Origin of the sequence: Solirhodobacter olei (assembly GCF_004010155.1) — a bacterium.
Taxonomy (GTDB): Bacteria; Pseudomonadota; Alphaproteobacteria; order Rhodobacterales; family Rhodobacteraceae; genus Solirhodobacter; species Solirhodobacter olei.
Genome location: NZ_RRYH01000045.1, coordinates 1 through 16149 on the forward strand (window position 1 = coordinate 1; position 16149 = coordinate 16149).

Here is a 16149-nt window from a genome sequence, read left to right on the forward strand (position 1 = left end):
CTGACCCTGCCCTATTCGAAATTCGTCCACGGGCTCTACCGTTTCGCGGCCCTCGCCCGCGCCGCGGCCGAGCGGCGGGCGGCCGCGGGTTCGGCCGGCTAGGCCGTGGTCCCGGTTTCCGACCCCGGATCCTCCGGCACGACCTCCTCCACCTCCAGCAGGAAGCGGAAGCCGCGGCCGTGGACGGTGACGAGATGCGAGTCCTCGGCCCAGGGCGCGTCCACCATCTCGCGGATCGCCTTGATATAGTGGTCGACCGTCGCCCTCGTGGGTGGCCCCTCGCCGCCGACAACCCTCCCGATCTCGCGCCGGCTGACCAGCCCGCCGGCCCGGTCGAGAAAGAGTCGCAACACCGCGCAGACCCCAGGGGTCAGCGTCACGCTCGCCTCGTCCCAGTCGACCGGCGCCTCAGCCTCCAGCCGGCGCAGCTCAAGCCTCGCGGGATCCAGTTCGAGCCCGCCGAACCGGTAGCGCGGGACGGGGTGCGGGTCCGGAACGGGCGACGCCTGATAGAGCCCTCGGGAACTGACGAAGGTCACTGAACCATCCTGAAATATTCCGCCTGGAAGTTCTCCTCCATGCCCGACCCGCAATAGGCCATGGTCATGTTACTGGTCCCCGAGAGCGTTGCCCCGGAGATGACAGAGGCCCCCTGCACCCCGTTGCCGGAGGCGGAGAAGGTGACATCCTGCTTGGCGATCAGCTGCCCTCCGAAGAGGCTCATGGCCGAGGGGAAATCCATGCCCCCGTCCGTGATGATCTGCGCGCCTCCACCCGGGGCGCAGTTGTCATTCAGCCCCACCTCCAGCCCCGATGCGCCGGTCACGGCCTTGTTGGAGGTGTTGGTGCTGGCGATCACCACGTCATGCAGCTGCACCGAACTGCCGAAGTTGATATTGCAGTTGGTGACCAGCACGACCTTGCTCAGCACCGTGCCCGAGGAAATGTTCAGCGGCGAATTGCCGTTGCAGCTGGCGGTGTAGATATTGCCCGACACCAGGTCGCCGTTGCCGATCTTACCCTGGTTGTAGGCGATCGGGGCGAGGTTGGTGATGTAGGAGGGCACCACGTCCGAATTCCCTGCGGACAGCCCTGCCATGATCGTATCGATCTGGCTGAGGATGCGGATGTCCCAGGAATCCGACCGCAGGGCGTCCTGCAGCCCGGGGTTGGAGCTGAAGCCGGAGCTCGGCAGCTGGATCGTCGCGGGATCGGGCATGGTCACCTGCACCCCGGTCTCGAACGAGTTGTTGCTGTTGATCGAGATGGCGTTGTTCGAATGGATGCAGAAGCCCTTCTTGTAGACGTTGTTACTCTGCAGATCGATGGTGTTCTCGGCGACGAAGCCTTCGCTCGTGCAGCTGCGGTAATAGGTGTCGAAGATCGACTTGGTGGAAATGTTCCAGGAGTTGATGCCGACGAGCTTGTAGAGGAACGTCCCCACCGGGTTTCCCCGCGCCGACGTCCGATGCATCCTCACCTCCACCGCGGTGCGCGAGTTCGGATCGGCCGTGAAGGTGCGCGTCGTCGCGTTCCAGTCGCCGAAGGTGATGTCGGAGGCGTCGACGATATCGCCGTATTGCGCCTTGGGCATGTTGGCATAGGCCACGTTCATGGCATCCGCGATCGCTGTGTCGGCGGTGCCGAACTCGCGGGAAACAAGCGCCGCATGGGCGGTGGCATCCGAATTCACCTGCAGGTGCGTCCTCGCCCGCACCGCGTTCCAGTAATCCACCGCGTAGCCGCTGATCATCAGCGTGATCAGGAAGATGAACAGCCCAAGGACCGTCAGAACCCCGCTCTCGTCCGCCCAGAACGCCCGGAGGGAGCCCCACCTGCGCGTGGTGAGCCTGGCCAGACTGGCCCGGCCTCGGGCGATCCCCGCCGAAGAATTCCGCCGCGCGGTCATCTCAGCCCTCGGACATCTGTTCGCTGGAAATCGAGACAGTAACCCCATTGAACTGCGGGATCACGTTGAACCCCGTCATCGTCGCGACAGGAACGGTGATGGTGGTGTGGATGATCCCGTTCGTCTCGCTGGTGGAGACCGTCATCGTGTTCTGCCAGTTGACGAGCTGGCCACGGATGAAACTCTCCGTATCCGTCGCGTTCTGGAAATAGCCGGAGGCATACATCCGGTTGGCGTCCTGGATCACGCGAAGGGCATGGGCCTCACCACCGAAGGCCATGGCCGTCTCGGTCACGAGCCAGATGATGAAGGTAAAGATCGGAAGCCAGAGGACCGCTTCATAGGTCGCGGCACCCGCCTCATCAGACAAAAAACGAAAGATGGGCCGCCGAACGGCTTGCTGCGAAACTTGCACCTTTCCCGCGCTCCTTGCATCGCCAGTTGTGCCCCCACCCCTGTCGATCCGTGATCGCGCGCCCTCCCGGCAACCGGAGCCATCCCGCGGTCCGCCGGTTGATCCGACGCCCCGCCTCTCCCATCCTGCCGGCCCGAGAGTCGCACCACAGCCTGCCAATGAGACCACAGCGATGTTTAACGCAGCCGGAACGGCACGTTCATGTTGGGTTCATCTAAGATTTGGTTAATATTGCCCGTATGCGCATGCTGCACGTCCTCGGTCCCGCCGTCCTGTTCGTCGCCTGCGCCACAGCAGTCGCGGCCCCGGCCGATACGTTCCGCGAGATCTACGCGAACCGCCTGCGCGCCGAGGTCAAGGCCGGCAAATGCATCAGCGTCACCCGCGCGCTTGATCTCATCGGACAGGTCACCTCGGGCGAGGTGATCGACATCCGCGCGTTCCAGGGCCGGGCGATGTATTATCGCGTGCTGCTGCTGCGGCCCTCAGGCAAGGTGCTGAGCTATGTGATCGACGCCAGCCGGGGTGAACTTCTGAATGGCAGTTCCACCGCGGCGCGCGAGGTCGACAACTTCGCCGCCAAGGACGACACCGCCTCTGGCGCCGGCAAGGCCCAGGCCGGCAGCGCGGCGAGCGGCAAGGCCAATTCGAACGCCGGCGGCAACGGTAACGCTGGAGGCAACGGTAACGCCGGAGGCAACGGCAACGGGGGTGGCAACGGCAACGGCGGTGGCAACTCTGGTGGAAATGGTGGAGGCAACTCGGGCGGCAACGGCGGTGGCAACGGCGGCGGCAACGGTGGTGGTAACAGCGGCGGCGGTGGAGGCAACTCGGGCGGCGGCGGCTCGGGCGGTAACGGCGGTGGCAACTCCGGCGGTAACGGTGGTGGCAACTCGGGCGGCAACGGGGGCGGCAATGGCCACTCCCACTCGGGCCGGTAGCGCCGGGTTGTGAGGAAGGAAGGAACGGGCGTGCGCATTTTGCTCGCTGAAGACGAACCGGTGCTGTGCAACCAGATCAAGCGTGCACTGGAGCCCGAGATCGGACCGATCGACGTCGCCCATGACGGCGAGGAAGCCGCGCATCTGGGTGCCACCGAACCTTATGACATGATCATCCTGGACCTTGGCCTGCCCAACAGGGACGGGCTGAGCATCCTCAAGGAATGGCGCGCCAGCGGACTCGACATGCCGGTCCTGATCCTGACCGCGCGCGACGGCTGGTCGCAGCGCGTCGACGGGCTCGACGCAGGCGCCGACGACTACCTCAGCAAGCCCTTCCACATGGCCGAGCTCTCCGCCCGCGTCCGTGCTCAGCTACGCCGCCGCTATGGCCAGACTTCGATGATCTTCGAGCGCGGTCCGGTGCGCTTCGACATGCGCCTCGGCCGGGTCAGCGTGGACGGCCTGCCGGTCGACCTGACCCAGGCCGAGGTGGCGGTGCTGAGCTACCTGGCCCACAACGCCGGCCGGCTGGTCTCGCGCACAGAGCTGTCGGAACATATCTATGCCTATGACGAGGACCGCGATTCCAATACCATCGCCGTCTTCATCGCCCGACTGCGCAAGAAGCTCGGCGCCGACCTGATCCAGACCATGCGCGGGCGCGGCTACATGATCGAAGCGCCATGATGCGCTCGCTCCGAAGGCGCGCGATCGTCAGCGGCGGGCTGATCACGCTCAGCTCGATCGTGGTCAGTGGCCTTGCGATCTACGTCGCCTTCGACGTCGTCGCGCAGCGGCAGTTCAACCGGGTCCTGGCCAGCCGCCAGCTGCAGGTGCTGACCGCGCTCGAACGCGTCGGCGCGAACCAGACCGCGCTCTCCAGCCTGATGTCCGATCCCGCCTACGCCCGTCCCTATTCCGGCACCTATTGGGAGGTCATCGGCCCGGATCGACAGCTCATGGCCTCGCGCTCGCTCTTCGACAACTCGCTGCCCCGCCCCGCCGCGATCCCGCACGAGACTGTGTTCTACGACAGCATGGGCCCGGTCCGCACCGTCCGGATCGCCGCCCGCAGCGTGACGCTCACCAACGGTCAGACCTGGCAGATTCTCGTCGCCCAGTCCTTTGCAGAGCTGAACGCCGAGCGCGCCGCGATCCGCCGCAACCTGCTCCTCGCGCTCGGCATCATCGCGATCTTCGCCCTCGCCAGCTCGCTGGGGCAGACCGCGGCGGTGCTGCGCCCGCTCGCCGACCTGCGCTCGGACATCCTCAAGCGCTGGCAGGGCGAGGGCCCGATCGAGCTCGAGCAGTACCCCACAGAGGTCCGCCCGCTCGCCACCGAGATCAACGAGCTACTGCAGCGGAACCGCGACATCATCGACCGCACCCGCCGGCAGGGCGCGGACCTCGCCCATGCGCTGAAGACACCCTCCAGCATCCTCCGCAACGAGCTCGAGGGCCTGCGACGCCTTGGCCAGGACATATCCACCGCCGAGGCGGCGCTTGACCGCATCGACGCCCAGATCCGCCGCTCACTGGCCCGCGTCCGCGCGGTCAGGCCCGCCGACCCGATGGCAGACCGCACCGCGCTCGCCGCCACCGTGCAGCGGCTTCTGCGACTCTTTCGCTCGCTTCCGGCCGCCGAGCACCTGACCCTCGAGGAAACGATCGCACCCGACCTGCGCGTCGCGATGGATGCCGAGGACCTGGAGGAAGTGCTCGGCAACCTCCTCGACAACGCGGTGAAATGGAGCCGCGCGCGCATCCGCCTCGCTGCACGGCGCGAGGGCGAACGTGTCGAGATCACGCTGGAGGACGACGGCCCCGGCATCGCCGAGGCGGACGTGGCCCAGGCGCTCCGCCCCGGCGGGCGGCTCGACACCTCGGTCGCCGGCACCGGCCTTGGCCTCTCGATCGCGACCGATCTGGTGCAGGTCTACGGGGGCACCATCGCGCTGACCAGGTCCGAGGCGCTCGGCGGGCTGAAGGTGACGCTGCACCTCGGCTGAGGCACGCGCGCCCGCGTGCCGCCCGACAGCGCCCGCTGCAGGCACGGTCTTCGATCGATTGTCAGGGGGAATTCTGGCGGAGAGAGAGGGATTCGAACCCTCGAGACGGTTCCCCGCCTACACACTTTCCAGGCGTGCGCCTTCGACCACTCGGCCACCTCTCCGGTGCGCGCTATCTACAGGCAGGTCATGGACTTCCGCAAGGGGGGACGGCAGAAGTTCTCGCCGTTTTCCACCCCTCAATCCTCGAAGAGTTCGGACTGGCCGACGACCTCTTCCTCGTCCTCCTCCTCGGCGCCCCGGCCGGGCAGCGCGCCGGGCAGCGGGCGGTTGTCCAGAAGCCCCGCGGCACGCAGTTCCTTCAGCCCCGGCAGATCGCGCGCGCTCTCCAGCCCGAAATGATCGAGGAAGCTTTCCGTGACGACGAAGGTCACCGGCCGGCCCGGCGTCATCCGCCGCCGCCCGAAGCGGATCCACTCCATTTCCAGCAGCTGATCCACCGTGCCCCGGCTCACCGCCACACCGCGGATCTCCTCGATCTCGGCGCGGGTGCAGGGCTGGTGATAGGCGATGATTGCCAGCGTCTCGATTGCGGCACGGGAAAGCTTGCGGCTTTCCACCGTCTCCTTGTGCATCAGGTAGCCGAGATCAGCCGCGGTGCGGAACGCCCAGCCCTCGCCGACACGCACCAGATGGACGCCACGCCCCTCGTAGCGGCGGCGCAGAAGCTGCAACGCCTCCGCCGGATCGCAGCCGTGCGGCATCCGCGCGGTAAGTTCCGCGACCGTTACCGGCTCCGCAGTGGCGAAGAGGATCGCCTCCACCATCCGCTCCTGCTCGGCCATGACCGGCGCCGCGAAGAGGCTCTGCTCTTCCCCGGTCTCGCTCATTGCGCGGCCCTCCGGCGGATCATGATCGGCGCGAAGGTCTCGGCCTGCTTGATCTCGACCTGGCCGAGCTTGGCCAGTTCAAGCGAAGCCGCAAAATGCGCCGCGGTGGCAGAACGGCGGCGGGCCGGATCGGCGCCCCAGTCCTCGGGCAGATAATCGGCGAGGTCCATCCAGTCGCCCGCGAAGCCGATCAGCCCCCGCATCCGGTCAAGCGCCTGCTCCATGGTGAAGAGATGCTCGCGGTCCATCACGTAAGGCCGGAAATCGTCTTTCGTGCGCAGCCGCGCATAGGCCTGCATCAGGTCGATGAGCGAGGCGGTCCACATCACCTTGCGCACCCGCGTCACGTCCTCGGGCAGACCGCGCGCGAAGAAATCCCGGCCCTTCTGGTCCCGCGCCATCAGCTGCGCGGCGGATTCGCGCATCGCCTGCAGCCGTTCCAGCTGGAAGGCCAGGTGGGCTGCCAGCTCCTCGGCCGACGGGCCCTCGTCCGTCGGGTCAGGCGGCAGCAGCAGGCGGGATTTCAGATAGGCGAGCCAGGCCGCCATCACCAGATAATCTGCCGCAAGTTCGATCCGCAACGCCTTGGCACGGTTCACGAATTGCAGATACTGCTCGGCAAGCTGCAGGACCGAGATCTTGCGCAGGTCCACCTTCTGCGTCCGCGATAGCGTCAGCAGCAGGTCAAGCGGCCCCTCGTAGCCGTCGACATCGACAATCAGCGCCTCGGCGGCAAGCCGCTCCGAGACGCTGATCGGCTGGGTCTCCTCCCAGCCGGGTTCAGCCATGATCCGAGGCCTTCGTCATCGCCTCAAATTCGGCTGACAGCGCCGCCCTGTCAACGGGCTCGGGGGGCCGGCGGCAGGCCAGCGCCGCCGCCGCACGCGCAGCCGCCGCGGGCGTCAGCGACCCGGCCGCCGTTACGACCTGCTCCATCTCGGCGCGCTTGCCATTGCATTGCAGCGCGATATCGCAGCCCGCCGCGATCGAGGCCCCGGCACGCTCGGCCAGCGAACCCTTCAGCGCCTCCATGTTCAGATCGTCGCTGATCAGCAGTCCGTCGAAGCCGGTTTCCTCCCGGATAATCCGTAGCGCTTTGGCCGATTGCGTCGCCGGATGCTCGGGGTCGAGCGCGGGAAAGGCGATATGCGCCGTCATCGCCATCGGCAGGTCGCGGAACGCGCGGAAAGCGGCGAAGTCGGTTTCCCGCAGGTCTTCCAGCGAGGCCTCGACCGTCGGCAGGTCCTTGTGCGTGTCTCCCGTGGCGCGGCCATGGCCCGGCATATGCTTCATCACCGGCAGCACGCCGCCTGCGGTCAGGCCCTCGACCACTGCACGGCCTCCGGCGATTACCGACGCAAGATCAGTGCCATAGCAGCGGTTCTTGAGGAACGGGTGGGTCAGCTCGCTCGCGATGTCCAGCACCGGTGCGCAATCGCTGTCGATGCCAACGTCGCGCAGTTCCAGCGCAATCAGCTGCGCGCGCAGACGCATCGCTGCAGCGCCCCCCCGGGCCATCTGTTCGAGCGGGGGCAGCCATTCCCGCCAATGCGGCGCGCGCAGCCGCTGCACGCGCCCGCCCTCCTGGTCGACCATCACCACCGCATCGCGGCCCACCGCCGCGCGCAGGTCTCCGGTCAGCCGGCGCAGCTGCTCCGGATCCTCGACATTGCGCGCGAAGAGGATGAATCCCCAGGGATCGGCGTCACGAAAAAAGGCCGCCTCGTCTCTCCCCAGACGGGGGCCGAGACAGCCCAGGATCGTCGCGGAGCCTGCCATCAGCGCAGGACGACCGGCACGCAGGTGGCGCTTTCCGCCTTCAGCGCGGCGCAGAATCGGCGTGTGTCAGCGGAGGAATGGAAGCCATAGGCGCGCAGCCGGTAGAACGCCCGCCCGCCCGAGCTTGCCTTCTGCACCACGCGGGACTTGTCGGCCATCAGGTCGACGAAGCGGCCCTTCATGCCGTTCCAGACCTTCACCGCATCCGCCTCGGTCGGGAAGGCGCCAAGCTGGGCAAGCGGCGTACCGGGTTTCAGCGAGGCCGCGCTGACGCTCGCCGCCACCGGCGGGGCAGAGGCCAGTGCCGCCACCGCCGCGGCCGCCGCGGCCGCGACATCGGCCGGCATCACGTCGTTGGAGGCCTTGGCCGAATCCGACGCCACGGCTGTCGGCACGTGCCGGGGGCGCATCTGCGGCACGGGCGATCTCACCGGCGGTCCGCCGGGGATCGAGGAGGTCCCGCTTACCGGCACCGCATCCGCCGCCGTCGTTGCCGCCGCTCCCGTCGTTGCAGTTGTCGCCGTAGTCGTGGACCCATTGTTCAGAGGCGGCGCCACCGGCAGGCTTGACGAGGCCCCCGCCGAAGCATCCGGCGCCGCGACCTGGGCTGCGACCTGGCCCGTCGTGCCCTGTGTTGCAACCTGCGCCGATGTGCCCTGCCCCGACCCGGCATCCCCTGCCGTCGCCGCGGGCGCAACCGGCGCCGCGGCGGCCTTCTGCGCGGCCATCACCTCAGGCGAGCTGTCGGACGGGCCAAGCGCCACCGGCGCCGGGGCAAGGGTGATGTTTCCGTCCGGGGTGGGCTGCGCGGCGTCGCCCGCCGCGATCCGGTTCACGCTCAACCCGACATTGCCGGCCACCTGGCCGCCCGGATCCTCGGGCGCGATCCGCATCGGCCCGGCAATCGCCTTGATCACCGGCACGCCGTTGACGTCGCGCACCGCCAGCCGGTAGCCCCAGAGCGCAAGCCCCAGCACCAGCCCGACCGAGGTCGCGGCCCCCGCCAGATGAATGAACCGTTGCGCGCGGGTGCCGGCATCAACCGGATCCGCTTCGAATTCATCGAAGTTCCATACCGCCATGTTCGCCTCACTGCCCGGAGGTTTCTTCCCCCGTGACTCTGCCCGATCATCCGGCGGGTGCGGTTATCAGCGCATTTCCTCTGCCGGCGTCACGCCAAGGATACCAAGGCCGGCGGAAATAACAACTGCCACCGCCCGGGCCAGCGCGATTTTCGCCTGGCTGGTCTCCACCTCGCCTTCCTGCACGAAGCGCAGAGAGGTGTCCTCGTTCCCGCGGTTCCAGTGCGTGTGCAGGTCGGAGGCGAGATCGTAGAGGTAGAAGGCCACCCGGTGCGGCTCGTGACCGCGGGCCGCGATCTCGACCAGGCGCGGCCATTCCGCGATCCGGCGGGCCAGTTCCATCTCTGCCGGATGGTCGAGCCGGGACAGATCCGCAACCGCCAGCGTGGCGTCATCGCAATGGATCCCCGCCTCCGCCGCCTTCCGGATGACCGAGCAGACCCGCGCATGGGCGTATTGCACGTAGAAGACCGGGTTGTCCTTCGACTGCTCCAGAACTTTGGCGAAGTCGAAGTCCAGCGCGGCGTCGTTCTTCCGCGTCAGCATCATGAAGCGGGTGACATCCGCCCCCGCCTGCTCGACCACGTCGCGCAGCGTCACGAAGGTCCCGGCGCGCTTCGACATCTTGAACGGCTCGCCGTTCTTGAAAAGCTTCACCAGCTGGATCAGCTTCACGTCCAGGGGCACCCGGTTGTCCGACAGCGCCGCGACGACGGCCTTCAGCCGCTTGACATAGCCGCCATGGTCGGCGCCGAGAACGTCGATCAGCTGGTCGAACCCACGGCTCACCTTGTCGTAGTGATAGGCGATATCGGGCGCGAAATAGGTCCAGGCCCCGTCCGATTTCTTCACCGGCCGGTCGACGTCGTCGCCATGGCTGGTCGAGCGGAACAGCGTCTGCTCCCGCGGTTCCCAGTCGTCCGGCACCTTGCCCTTCGGCGGCTCCAGGACCCCCTCGTAGATCAGCCCCATGCCGCGCAGCTGCTCGATCGCCGCCTCGATCTTGCCGGTGCCGTAAAGCGACTTCTCCGACGAGTAGACGTCCATGTGAACGCCGAGCGCCGCAAGGTCGCCCCGGATCATCTCCATCATCGCCTCGGTCGCGAATTCGCGCAGCTCGGCCAGCCATTCAGCCTCGGGCTTATCGAGGAGGCTCGCGCCGTATTTCTGCTTCAGCGCCTCGCCGACCGGGATCAGGTAATCGCCGGGATAAAGCCCCTCGCGGATCTCGGGGTCGAGACCGTTGGCCTCGCGGTAGCGCTCATAGGCCGAGCGGGCGAGCACGTCGACCTGCGCGCCGCCGTCGTTGATGTAATACTCCCGCGTCACCGCATGGCCCGCGAAATCGAGAAGCGCCGCCAGCGCATCGCCGAAGACCGCGCCGCGGACATGGCCCACATGCATCGGCCCCGTCGGGTTGGCAGAGACGAACTCCACGTTCACCTTGGCGCCCTGCCCCATGTCGGAACGGCCATAGCCCGCCCCGTCGCGGATCACCTGCGCGATCAGCCCCTGCCAGACGCCCGGCACCAGCCGCAGATTGATGAAGCCCGGCCCCGCGACCTCGGCCTCCGCGATCCTCGGATCGGCAGCAAGCCGGCCCACCAGCGCCTCGGCGATGTCGCGCGGCTTGGCGCCGGCGGGTTTCGCAAGCACCATGGCCGCGTTGGTCGCCATGTCGCCATGGCCGGCATCGCGCGGCGGCTCCACCGCGACATTGGCCAGGTCGAGCCCGGCCGGCAGCAGGCCATCCGCCGCCATCGCCTCGAGGCTCGCAATCACAAGCCCACGGATATCACTGAACAGGTTCATTCTCTGGTCCCTCGGTTGGCCCGGGTTTATCACGGCCCCGGCCCGCGTCAACGCCGCCCGGCGCCGCTGCCCCGGCCCTCACGGCCATTCATCCTGGCCCAGCTGTCCCCGCCGGGGACAGCCCGCCGCCTCGGCGCTTCACCCGCGCCTAGCCGGGATCCGCCCCGAAGATCCGCGCGTGTTCCTGCAGCGCGAAGCGGTCCGTCATACCGGCGACGTAGTCGCAGACGACGCGGGCCAGCTGCACCTCGTTCTCCGCCCGCTCCACGTCGCGGCGCCATTCCGGGGGCAGCAGCGACGGGTCGTTGAGGAAAAGCGGAAAGAGATCCTCCACCACCCGCGTCACCTTCGCCCGCTCGGCCATGACCGAGGGCGCACGGTACATCCGCTCGAAGAGAAAGGCCTTGATCGCCTTCAGCTCCTGGTAAAGCGGCTTGGAGAACCGGATGATCGTCGTGCCCATCCCGCGGATCTCGGACACGCTTTTCGGCTGCGCTGCTTCGAGCCGCGCCTGGGCGATGGAGATCACATCCTCGACCATCACCCCGAAGACCCGGCGCAGCGCCTCGTGCCGCCGCCGCATCATCTCCAGCCCCGGGTAGAGCCGGTCGACCTCGCGGAAGGCCGGGCCCGTCAGCGGCATCTCCATCAGGTCGTCCTCGGTGAAGAGGCCCGAACGCAGCCCGTCATGCAGGTCGTGGTGGTTGTAGGCCACGTCATCGGCCACCGCGGCCACCTGCGCCTCGGCGCTGGCATGGGTCGAAAGCTCCAGGTCGAAGGCGGAATTCACCTCCTCCAGTGCATAAGGATAGGGCGCCTCGACCGGGCCGTTGTGCTTGGCGATGCCTTCCAGCGTCTCCCAGGTCAGGTTCAGCCCGTCGAAATCGGCGTAATGCTTTTCCAGCCGGGTGACGATCCTGAGCGCCTGCGCGTTGTGGTCGAACCCGCCATAGGGCGCCATCAGCCGCTCCATCGCGTCCTCGCCCGTATGCCCGAACGGCGTGTGGCCCAGGTCATGGGCCAGCGCCACCGCCTCCGCCAGATCGGTGTTGAGGCCAAGGACCCCCGCGATGGTCCGCGCCACCTGCGCCACCTCCACCGTGTGGGTCAGACGGGTGCGGTAATAATCCCCCTCATGCTCCACAAAGACCTGCGTCTTGTGCTTCAGCCGCCGGAAGGCGGAGGAATGGATGATCCGGTCCCGGTCGCGCTGATAGGGCGAGCGGAAGGTGGAATAGCTTTCGTGATAAAGCCTGCCCCGGCTGTCCTCCGGGTGGCAGGCGTAAGGAGCGAATGTCATCCGAGCCTGTTCTTGCCGTCGATTTGGCCCAAGCCTATATGTGAAGCGATGCCGGAATGATATGGGCTCGCCGAAAATGGACCTGAACCTGCCACCGAAAGTTACTGACCGCGCCTTCGCGCGTCTGGCCGAGATCGCCGCCGCGACCGGCGAGGTAAAGCCCCTGCGCGTCGCGGTGGACGGCGGCGGCTGTTCCGGCTTCCAGTACGACATCAAGCTTGACGAGGCGCAGCCCGACGACCTCGTTCTGGAAAAGGACGGCCAGAAGGTGCTGGTGGACCAGGTCTCCCTGCCCTTCCTCGCCAATGCCACGATCGACTTCTCCGAAGAACTGATCGGCGCCCGCTTCGTGATCGAGAACCCCAACGCCACCTCCTCCTGCGGCTGCGGTACCTCCTTCTCGATCTGATCCCCGCCTTCCCCCGCGCCCCGTTTCCGCCTATGCCTTGGCGAAACCGGAGGGCCGCGCATGAAGATCGCCACATTCAACATCAACGGCGTCAAGGCGCGGATCGAGGCGCTGACCGCCTGGCTGGAAGAGGCCGCCCCCGACGTGGCGCTGCTGCAGGAGATCAAGTCGGTCGACGAAGCCTTCCCCCGCGAGCCGCTCGAAGCACTCGGCTATAACGTCGAGACCCACGGCCAGAAGGGCTTCAACGGCGTTGCGATCCTGTCGAAACTGCCGCTCGAGGACGTGACCCGCGGCCTTCCCGGCGACGGCAGCGACGAACAGGCCCGATGGATCGAGGCGACGGTGGTCGGGCGCCGCGCCGTGCGCCTCTGCGGCCTCTACCTGCCGAACGGCAACCCGGCGCCGGGCCCGAAATACGATTACAAGCTGGCCTGGATGGAGCGGATGCGAACCCGCGCGGCAGCGCTTCTCGAGACCGAGGAGCCCGTCGTTATGGCCGGCGACTACAACGTGATCCCCCAGCCCGAAGACGCCGCCCGCCCCGAGGCCTGGACCGAGGACGCCCTGTTCCTGCCCGAGACCCGCGCCGCCTTCCGCCGCATCCTCAACCTCGGCTTCACCGAGGCGATCCGCACCCGCATGCCCCAGCCCGGGATCTACACGTTCTGGGATTACCAGGCCGGCGCATGGGAGCGGAACAACGGCATCCGCATCGATCACATGCTGCTCTCGCCGCAGGCGGCGGACCTGCTGCGCGACGCCGGGATCGACAAGGACCAGCGTGCGCGGGAAAAACCCTCCGACCACGTGCCCGTCTGGATCGAACTCGACGCGTAGGGCAGCCGGGGCGCTGCCCCCTTGCCCGCCCGATACGGGCGGGCGTTCTTCACTGAAACGCCCCACCGGGGCGTTTCCGGGCGCTCATCACCCCCAGGATATTTCGGACAGAAAATGAGGCGGTCGACCTCAGTCGGCCCGCCCCCCGAACCGCGCCATGCGGAAGCGGGTCAGGTCATGGCCCACCGGATGGCCGGTGACGAGATCGGCCACCACCCGCCCCATCGCCGGGCCGATCCCGAAACCATGCCCGCTCATCCCGGTGGCGAGCGTCAGGCCCGGCAGCACCGCGACATGGTCGACGATCGGCACCACGTCCGGCATCGTATCGATCATGCCCGCCCAGGCGGTGGCAATCTTCGGTCGGCCGAGCCCCGGGAAGGCCTCGGCGAAGGAGGCCTGCACGCTGGCCAGGCTCTTCATGCTGGGCCGCGGGTCCAGCACCCGCGTCGCCTCGAAAGGGGACGCACCGTCACCCCAGCGGCGGGGCGTGCCCCAGGCGTCCGGGAAGCCCCTGGGGGCCGCCGGGCGCAAAGGCGTCGCGAAGGGGTTCTTCAGATATTCCGGCAGATAGGCGAAGAAGTTCCGCACCGCGTCGGGGCCGACGTAAAGCTCCTGATAATCGCCATGCGCAATCGAATAGCCGCCGTCGAGCCGCCGGCGGAAGGCGAAATGCCCGTCCACCGCGCAGCCCGGGAAGATTTCAGGCATCGGCACGGTCTGGGCGACGGTAGAGATCACCGAAAGCTGCGGGATCGCCACGCCGTGGTTCCTGAGGAACATCGAGGACCACGCCCCGCCCGCCAAAACCACCGCATCGCAGGCGACGCGCCCCTTCTCCGTCACCACGCCCGCAACCCGGCCGGCGGCGATGTCGAGGCTGCGCACCGCGCAATCCTCGATCACCGTCACGCCCATGCGCTCCACCGCCCGCGCCAGCGCCGGCACCGCCACCCAGGGCTCCGCGCGGCCGTCGCTTGCGGTGAAAAGCCCGCCCTTCAGCCCCCGCGGCCAGTTGGCAGAGGCGCCGGGCAGCATCTCCAGCACCTCCGCCGGGCTCAGCAGCCGCGTGTCGAGCTGATGGCCCTTGGCGAGTTCAAGGAAGGCCTCGTGATCGGCGCGGTCCTTGTCGGTGTTCGCGACGTAGAGGACGCCCGTCCGCCGGAAACCCAGATCGGCGCCCGCCTCCTCGGCAAGGCTCTCCCACATCCCCGAGGCCTCGATCATGATCGGAAGCTCGGCGGCGTCGCGGCCCTGCTGGCGCACCCAGCCCCAGTTGCGCGAGGATTGCTCTCCCGCCACCCGGCCCTTCTCGCACAGCACCACCTGCAATCCGCGCTTCGCCAGATGCCAGGCCGTCATCACCCCGATGACGCCGCCGCCGATCACCACCGCGTCGGCCCGCGCCGGCAGCGCACCGGTGAAACCCGCCGGCATCCCGGCCGTGATGGGGAAGCCCACGGCTCAGGCCGCCAGCTCGTCGACCAGCCGCCGCATGAAGTCCTGGCCGGCCTCGAACTGTTTCAGGCTCAGCCATTCGTCCTGCTGATGCGCCTGGGCGATGTCGCCCGGCCCGCAGATCACCGCGGAATAGCCGGCCTGCTGGAACTGCCCGGCCTCGGTGCCGTAGCTGACCACGCGGCTGGCGTTGTCGCCGGTCAGGCGGCGCACCAGCGCCTCGGCCGCGCCGTGCTCCTCGGGCACGAGGGGCGGCACGTTGTAGGCAGGCTCCAGCGTGATCCCGGCTTCGGGGCGGACCGCCTTCATCTCGGCCTCGACCTCCGCCACCTTGGCGATATAGGCCGCCTCCCAGGCCTTCGGATCGTCGCCGGGCACGACGCGGAAGCCCATCTGGAACGTGCAGTCCTTGGCGGTGATGTTGTTCGCCGTCCCGCCGGTGATCGTGCCGACATGCGGCGTCGTCCAGGGCGGGTCAAACATCGCGGCGACCGGCGCGGGCGTGGCGGCGGCGCCTTCGGCGTTCTTCTCGTTCGCCCAGACGATCAGCTTGGCGGCCTCCATGATTGCATTCACCCCGCGATGCATGATGGAGGAATGCACCTCATAGCCGCGGACATGCGTCAGGAACCCGGTGCCGCCCTTGTGGCCGGTCACCGCCCCCATCATCGAGGGCTCGCCGATCACCGCGGCGGCGGCTTTCGGCAGCACCTTCACCATCTCGGCCAGCATGACCGGCGCGCCGGTGCAGCCCACTTCCTCGTCATAGGACAGCGCGATCTGCAGTGGCCGCTTCACGCCCTTCTCCACCGCAAGCTGCACCGCCCAGAGCGCAAGCGCGTCGAACCCCTTCATATCGCAGACGCCGCGACCGAAGAGCTTGCCGTCGCGCTCGACCACGGTGAACGGATCCGAGGACCACTCCTGCCCGTCGACCGGCACCACGTCGGTGTGACCAGAAAGAACCACGCCGCCCTCGATCTCGGGGCCGACATTGGCAAAGACTGCGGCCTTCGTGCCCTCGGGGTTGTAGACGCGATGCGCCGTCACCCCCCAGGACGAAAGATAGTCTTCCACCCAGTCGACCAGTTCCAGATTCGAATCGCGGCTCACCGTCGCAAACCCGACCAGGCGCTCCAGAATCTCCCGCGCCGACAGGCGCTGGCCCTCAACCATGATCTTCGCTCCCTGCGGACATTTTCGGCAAGCTGGGGCGCTGTTCGCGCAAGGTCAAGGCTTGCGAGGGCATGGAGACGCAATCACGCTACGTCGCCGGCAATGGCAGCGAATGCGACTTGCCGT

The 16149-nt window shown here is 67.7% G+C and carries 16 protein-coding genes and 1 tRNA gene; 5 read left to right on the plus strand and 12 right to left on the minus strand.

Features of this window, described 5'->3' with window-relative positions; all coding sequences use genetic code 11:
- Window positions 1–98: 98 nt before the first annotated feature.
- From EIP85_RS21020 to EIP85_RS21030, 3 genes are read right to left on the minus strand one after another with little or no spacing between them, the layout of a single operon-like run.
- On the minus strand, window positions 99–539 hold the full coding sequence (locus EIP85_RS21020; RefSeq protein ID WP_164871841.1) for a winged helix-turn-helix domain-containing protein: 441 nt from the start codon (window positions 537–539) through the stop codon (window positions 99–101).
- A complete protein-coding gene (locus tag EIP85_RS21025; protein WP_164871842.1) occupies window positions 536–1909 on the minus strand; it encodes a TadE/TadG family type IV pilus assembly protein in 1374 nt (457 codons plus the stop codon). The genes EIP85_RS21020 and EIP85_RS21025 overlap by 4 nt, the downstream gene beginning before the upstream one ends.
- A 1-nt stretch (window position 1910) precedes the next feature.
- Window positions 1911–2279, minus strand: coding sequence for a hypothetical protein (locus EIP85_RS21030; protein ID WP_127904183.1), 369 nt, complete (start codon window positions 2277–2279; stop codon window positions 1911–1913).
- A 290-nt stretch (window positions 2280–2569) separates the two neighbouring features.
- Here EIP85_RS21030 and EIP85_RS22925 point away from each other — a divergent pair, with 290 nt between their 5' ends.
- From EIP85_RS22925 to EIP85_RS21045, 3 genes are read left to right on the plus strand one after another with little or no spacing between them, the layout of a single operon-like run.
- Entirely contained in the window at window positions 2570–3265 is a 696-nt protein-coding gene (locus EIP85_RS22925) for a PepSY domain-containing protein (protein WP_164871843.1), read from the plus strand.
- Between the two features lie 30 nt (window positions 3266–3295).
- Window positions 3296–3955 (plus strand): response regulator, encoded by a 660-nt coding sequence (locus EIP85_RS21040; RefSeq protein ID WP_127904184.1) that lies wholly within the window; start codon window positions 3296–3298, stop codon window positions 3953–3955.
- Window positions 3955–5277 carry a sensor histidine kinase gene (locus tag EIP85_RS21045; RefSeq protein WP_164871844.1) on the plus strand — a complete coding sequence of 441 codons (1323 nt, stop codon included), beginning with the start codon at window positions 3955–3957 and terminating at the stop codon, window positions 5275–5277. The genes EIP85_RS21040 and EIP85_RS21045 overlap by 1 nt, the downstream gene beginning before the upstream one ends.
- 74 nt (window positions 5278–5351) lie before the next feature.
- Here the strand turns inward: EIP85_RS21045 and EIP85_RS21050 are convergent.
- The 7 genes from EIP85_RS21050 to EIP85_RS21080 form a co-directional block, all read right to left on the minus strand.
- Window positions 5352–5441 (minus strand) — tRNA-Ser (locus EIP85_RS21050).
- 75 nt (window positions 5442–5516) lie between these two features.
- Entirely contained in the window at window positions 5517–6167 is a 651-nt protein-coding gene (gene scpB / locus EIP85_RS21055) for an SMC-Scp complex subunit ScpB (RefSeq protein ID WP_127904186.1), read from the minus strand.
- The gene (locus EIP85_RS21060) at window positions 6164–6955 is read right to left on the minus strand and encodes a segregation and condensation protein A (RefSeq protein WP_127904187.1); all 792 of its coding nucleotides are present in this window, start codon (window positions 6953–6955) and stop codon (window positions 6164–6166) included. Before EIP85_RS21060 ends, scpB begins: the two co-directional genes overlap by 4 nt.
- Window positions 6948–7946: a beta-N-acetylhexosaminidase gene (gene nagZ, locus EIP85_RS21065; RefSeq protein ID WP_127904188.1), complete on the minus strand. Its 999-nt coding sequence runs from the start codon at window positions 7944–7946 to the stop codon at window positions 6948–6950. Before nagZ ends, EIP85_RS21060 begins: the two co-directional genes overlap by 8 nt.
- Window positions 7946–9028 (minus strand): SPOR domain-containing protein, encoded by a 1083-nt coding sequence (locus EIP85_RS21070; protein WP_127904189.1) that lies wholly within the window; start codon window positions 9026–9028, stop codon window positions 7946–7948. The genes nagZ and EIP85_RS21070 overlap by 1 nt, the downstream gene beginning before the upstream one ends.
- A 66-nt stretch (window positions 9029–9094) precedes the next feature.
- Window positions 9095–10840 carry an arginine--tRNA ligase gene (gene argS / locus EIP85_RS21075; RefSeq protein WP_127904190.1) on the minus strand — a complete coding sequence of 582 codons (1746 nt, stop codon included), beginning with the start codon at window positions 10838–10840 and terminating at the stop codon, window positions 9095–9097.
- Window positions 10841–10988: 148 nt separating this feature from the next.
- Window positions 10989–12140 (minus strand): deoxyguanosinetriphosphate triphosphohydrolase, encoded by a 1152-nt coding sequence (locus EIP85_RS21080; protein ID WP_127904191.1) that lies wholly within the window; start codon window positions 12138–12140, stop codon window positions 10989–10991.
- An 82-nt stretch (window positions 12141–12222) separates the two neighbouring features.
- Here EIP85_RS21080 and EIP85_RS21085 point away from each other — a divergent pair, with 82 nt between their 5' ends.
- Both EIP85_RS21085 and xth read left to right on the plus strand, forming a co-directional pair.
- Window positions 12223–12549 carry a HesB/IscA family protein gene (locus EIP85_RS21085; protein ID WP_127904205.1) on the plus strand — a complete coding sequence of 109 codons (327 nt, stop codon included), beginning with the start codon at window positions 12223–12225 and terminating at the stop codon, window positions 12547–12549.
- 60 nt (window positions 12550–12609) lie between these two features.
- Window positions 12610–13389 (plus strand): exodeoxyribonuclease III, encoded by a 780-nt coding sequence (xth, locus tag EIP85_RS21090; RefSeq protein ID WP_127904192.1) that lies wholly within the window; start codon window positions 12610–12612, stop codon window positions 13387–13389.
- Between the two features lie 129 nt (window positions 13390–13518).
- Here xth and EIP85_RS21095 read toward each other — a convergent pair whose 3' ends face one another.
- Window positions 13519–14850, minus strand: a complete 1332-nt coding sequence (locus EIP85_RS21095) for an NAD(P)/FAD-dependent oxidoreductase (RefSeq protein WP_241560129.1) — start codon at window positions 14848–14850, stop codon at window positions 13519–13521.
- Window positions 14851–14853: 3 nt separating this feature from the next.
- The gene (gene argE, locus EIP85_RS21100) at window positions 14854–16023 is read right to left on the minus strand and encodes an acetylornithine deacetylase (protein WP_127904193.1); all 1170 of its coding nucleotides are present in this window, start codon (window positions 16021–16023) and stop codon (window positions 14854–14856) included.
- Window positions 16024–16149: the final 126 nt, after the last annotated feature.

Coding starts and splice junctions, on each gene's coding strand:
- EIP85_RS21025 (WP_164871842.1), bottom strand. CDS start 1,909: ATGACCGCGCGGCGGAATTCTTCGGCGGGGATCGCCCGAGGCCGGGCC.
- EIP85_RS22925 (WP_164871843.1), top strand. CDS start 2,570: ATGCTGCACGTCCTCGGTCCCGCCGTCCTGTTCGTCGCCTGCGCCACA.
- EIP85_RS21045 (WP_164871844.1), top strand. CDS start 3,955: ATGCGCTCGCTCCGAAGGCGCGCGATCGTCAGCGGCGGGCTGATCACG.
- scpB (WP_127904186.1), bottom strand. CDS start 6,167: ATGAGCGAGACCGGGGAAGAGCAGAGCCTCTTCGCGGCGCCGGTCATG.
- EIP85_RS21060 (WP_127904187.1), bottom strand. CDS start 6,955: ATGGCTGAACCCGGCTGGGAGGAGACCCAGCCGATCAGCGTCTCGGAG.
- nagZ (WP_127904188.1), bottom strand. CDS start 7,946: ATGGCAGGCTCCGCGACGATCCTGGGCTGTCTCGGCCCCCGTCTGGGG.
- EIP85_RS21070 (WP_127904189.1), bottom strand. CDS start 9,028: ATGGCGGTATGGAACTTCGATGAATTCGAAGCGGATCCGGTTGATGCC.
- argS (WP_127904190.1), bottom strand. CDS start 10,840: ATGAACCTGTTCAGTGATATCCGTGGGCTTGTGATTGCGAGCCTCGAG.
- EIP85_RS21080 (WP_127904191.1), bottom strand. CDS start 12,140: ATGACATTCGCTCCTTACGCCTGCCACCCGGAGGACAGCCGGGGCAGG.
- xth (WP_127904192.1), top strand. CDS start 12,610: ATGAAGATCGCCACATTCAACATCAACGGCGTCAAGGCGCGGATCGAG.
- argE (WP_127904193.1), bottom strand. CDS start 16,023: ATGGTTGAGGGCCAGCGCCTGTCGGCGCGGGAGATTCTGGAGCGCCTG.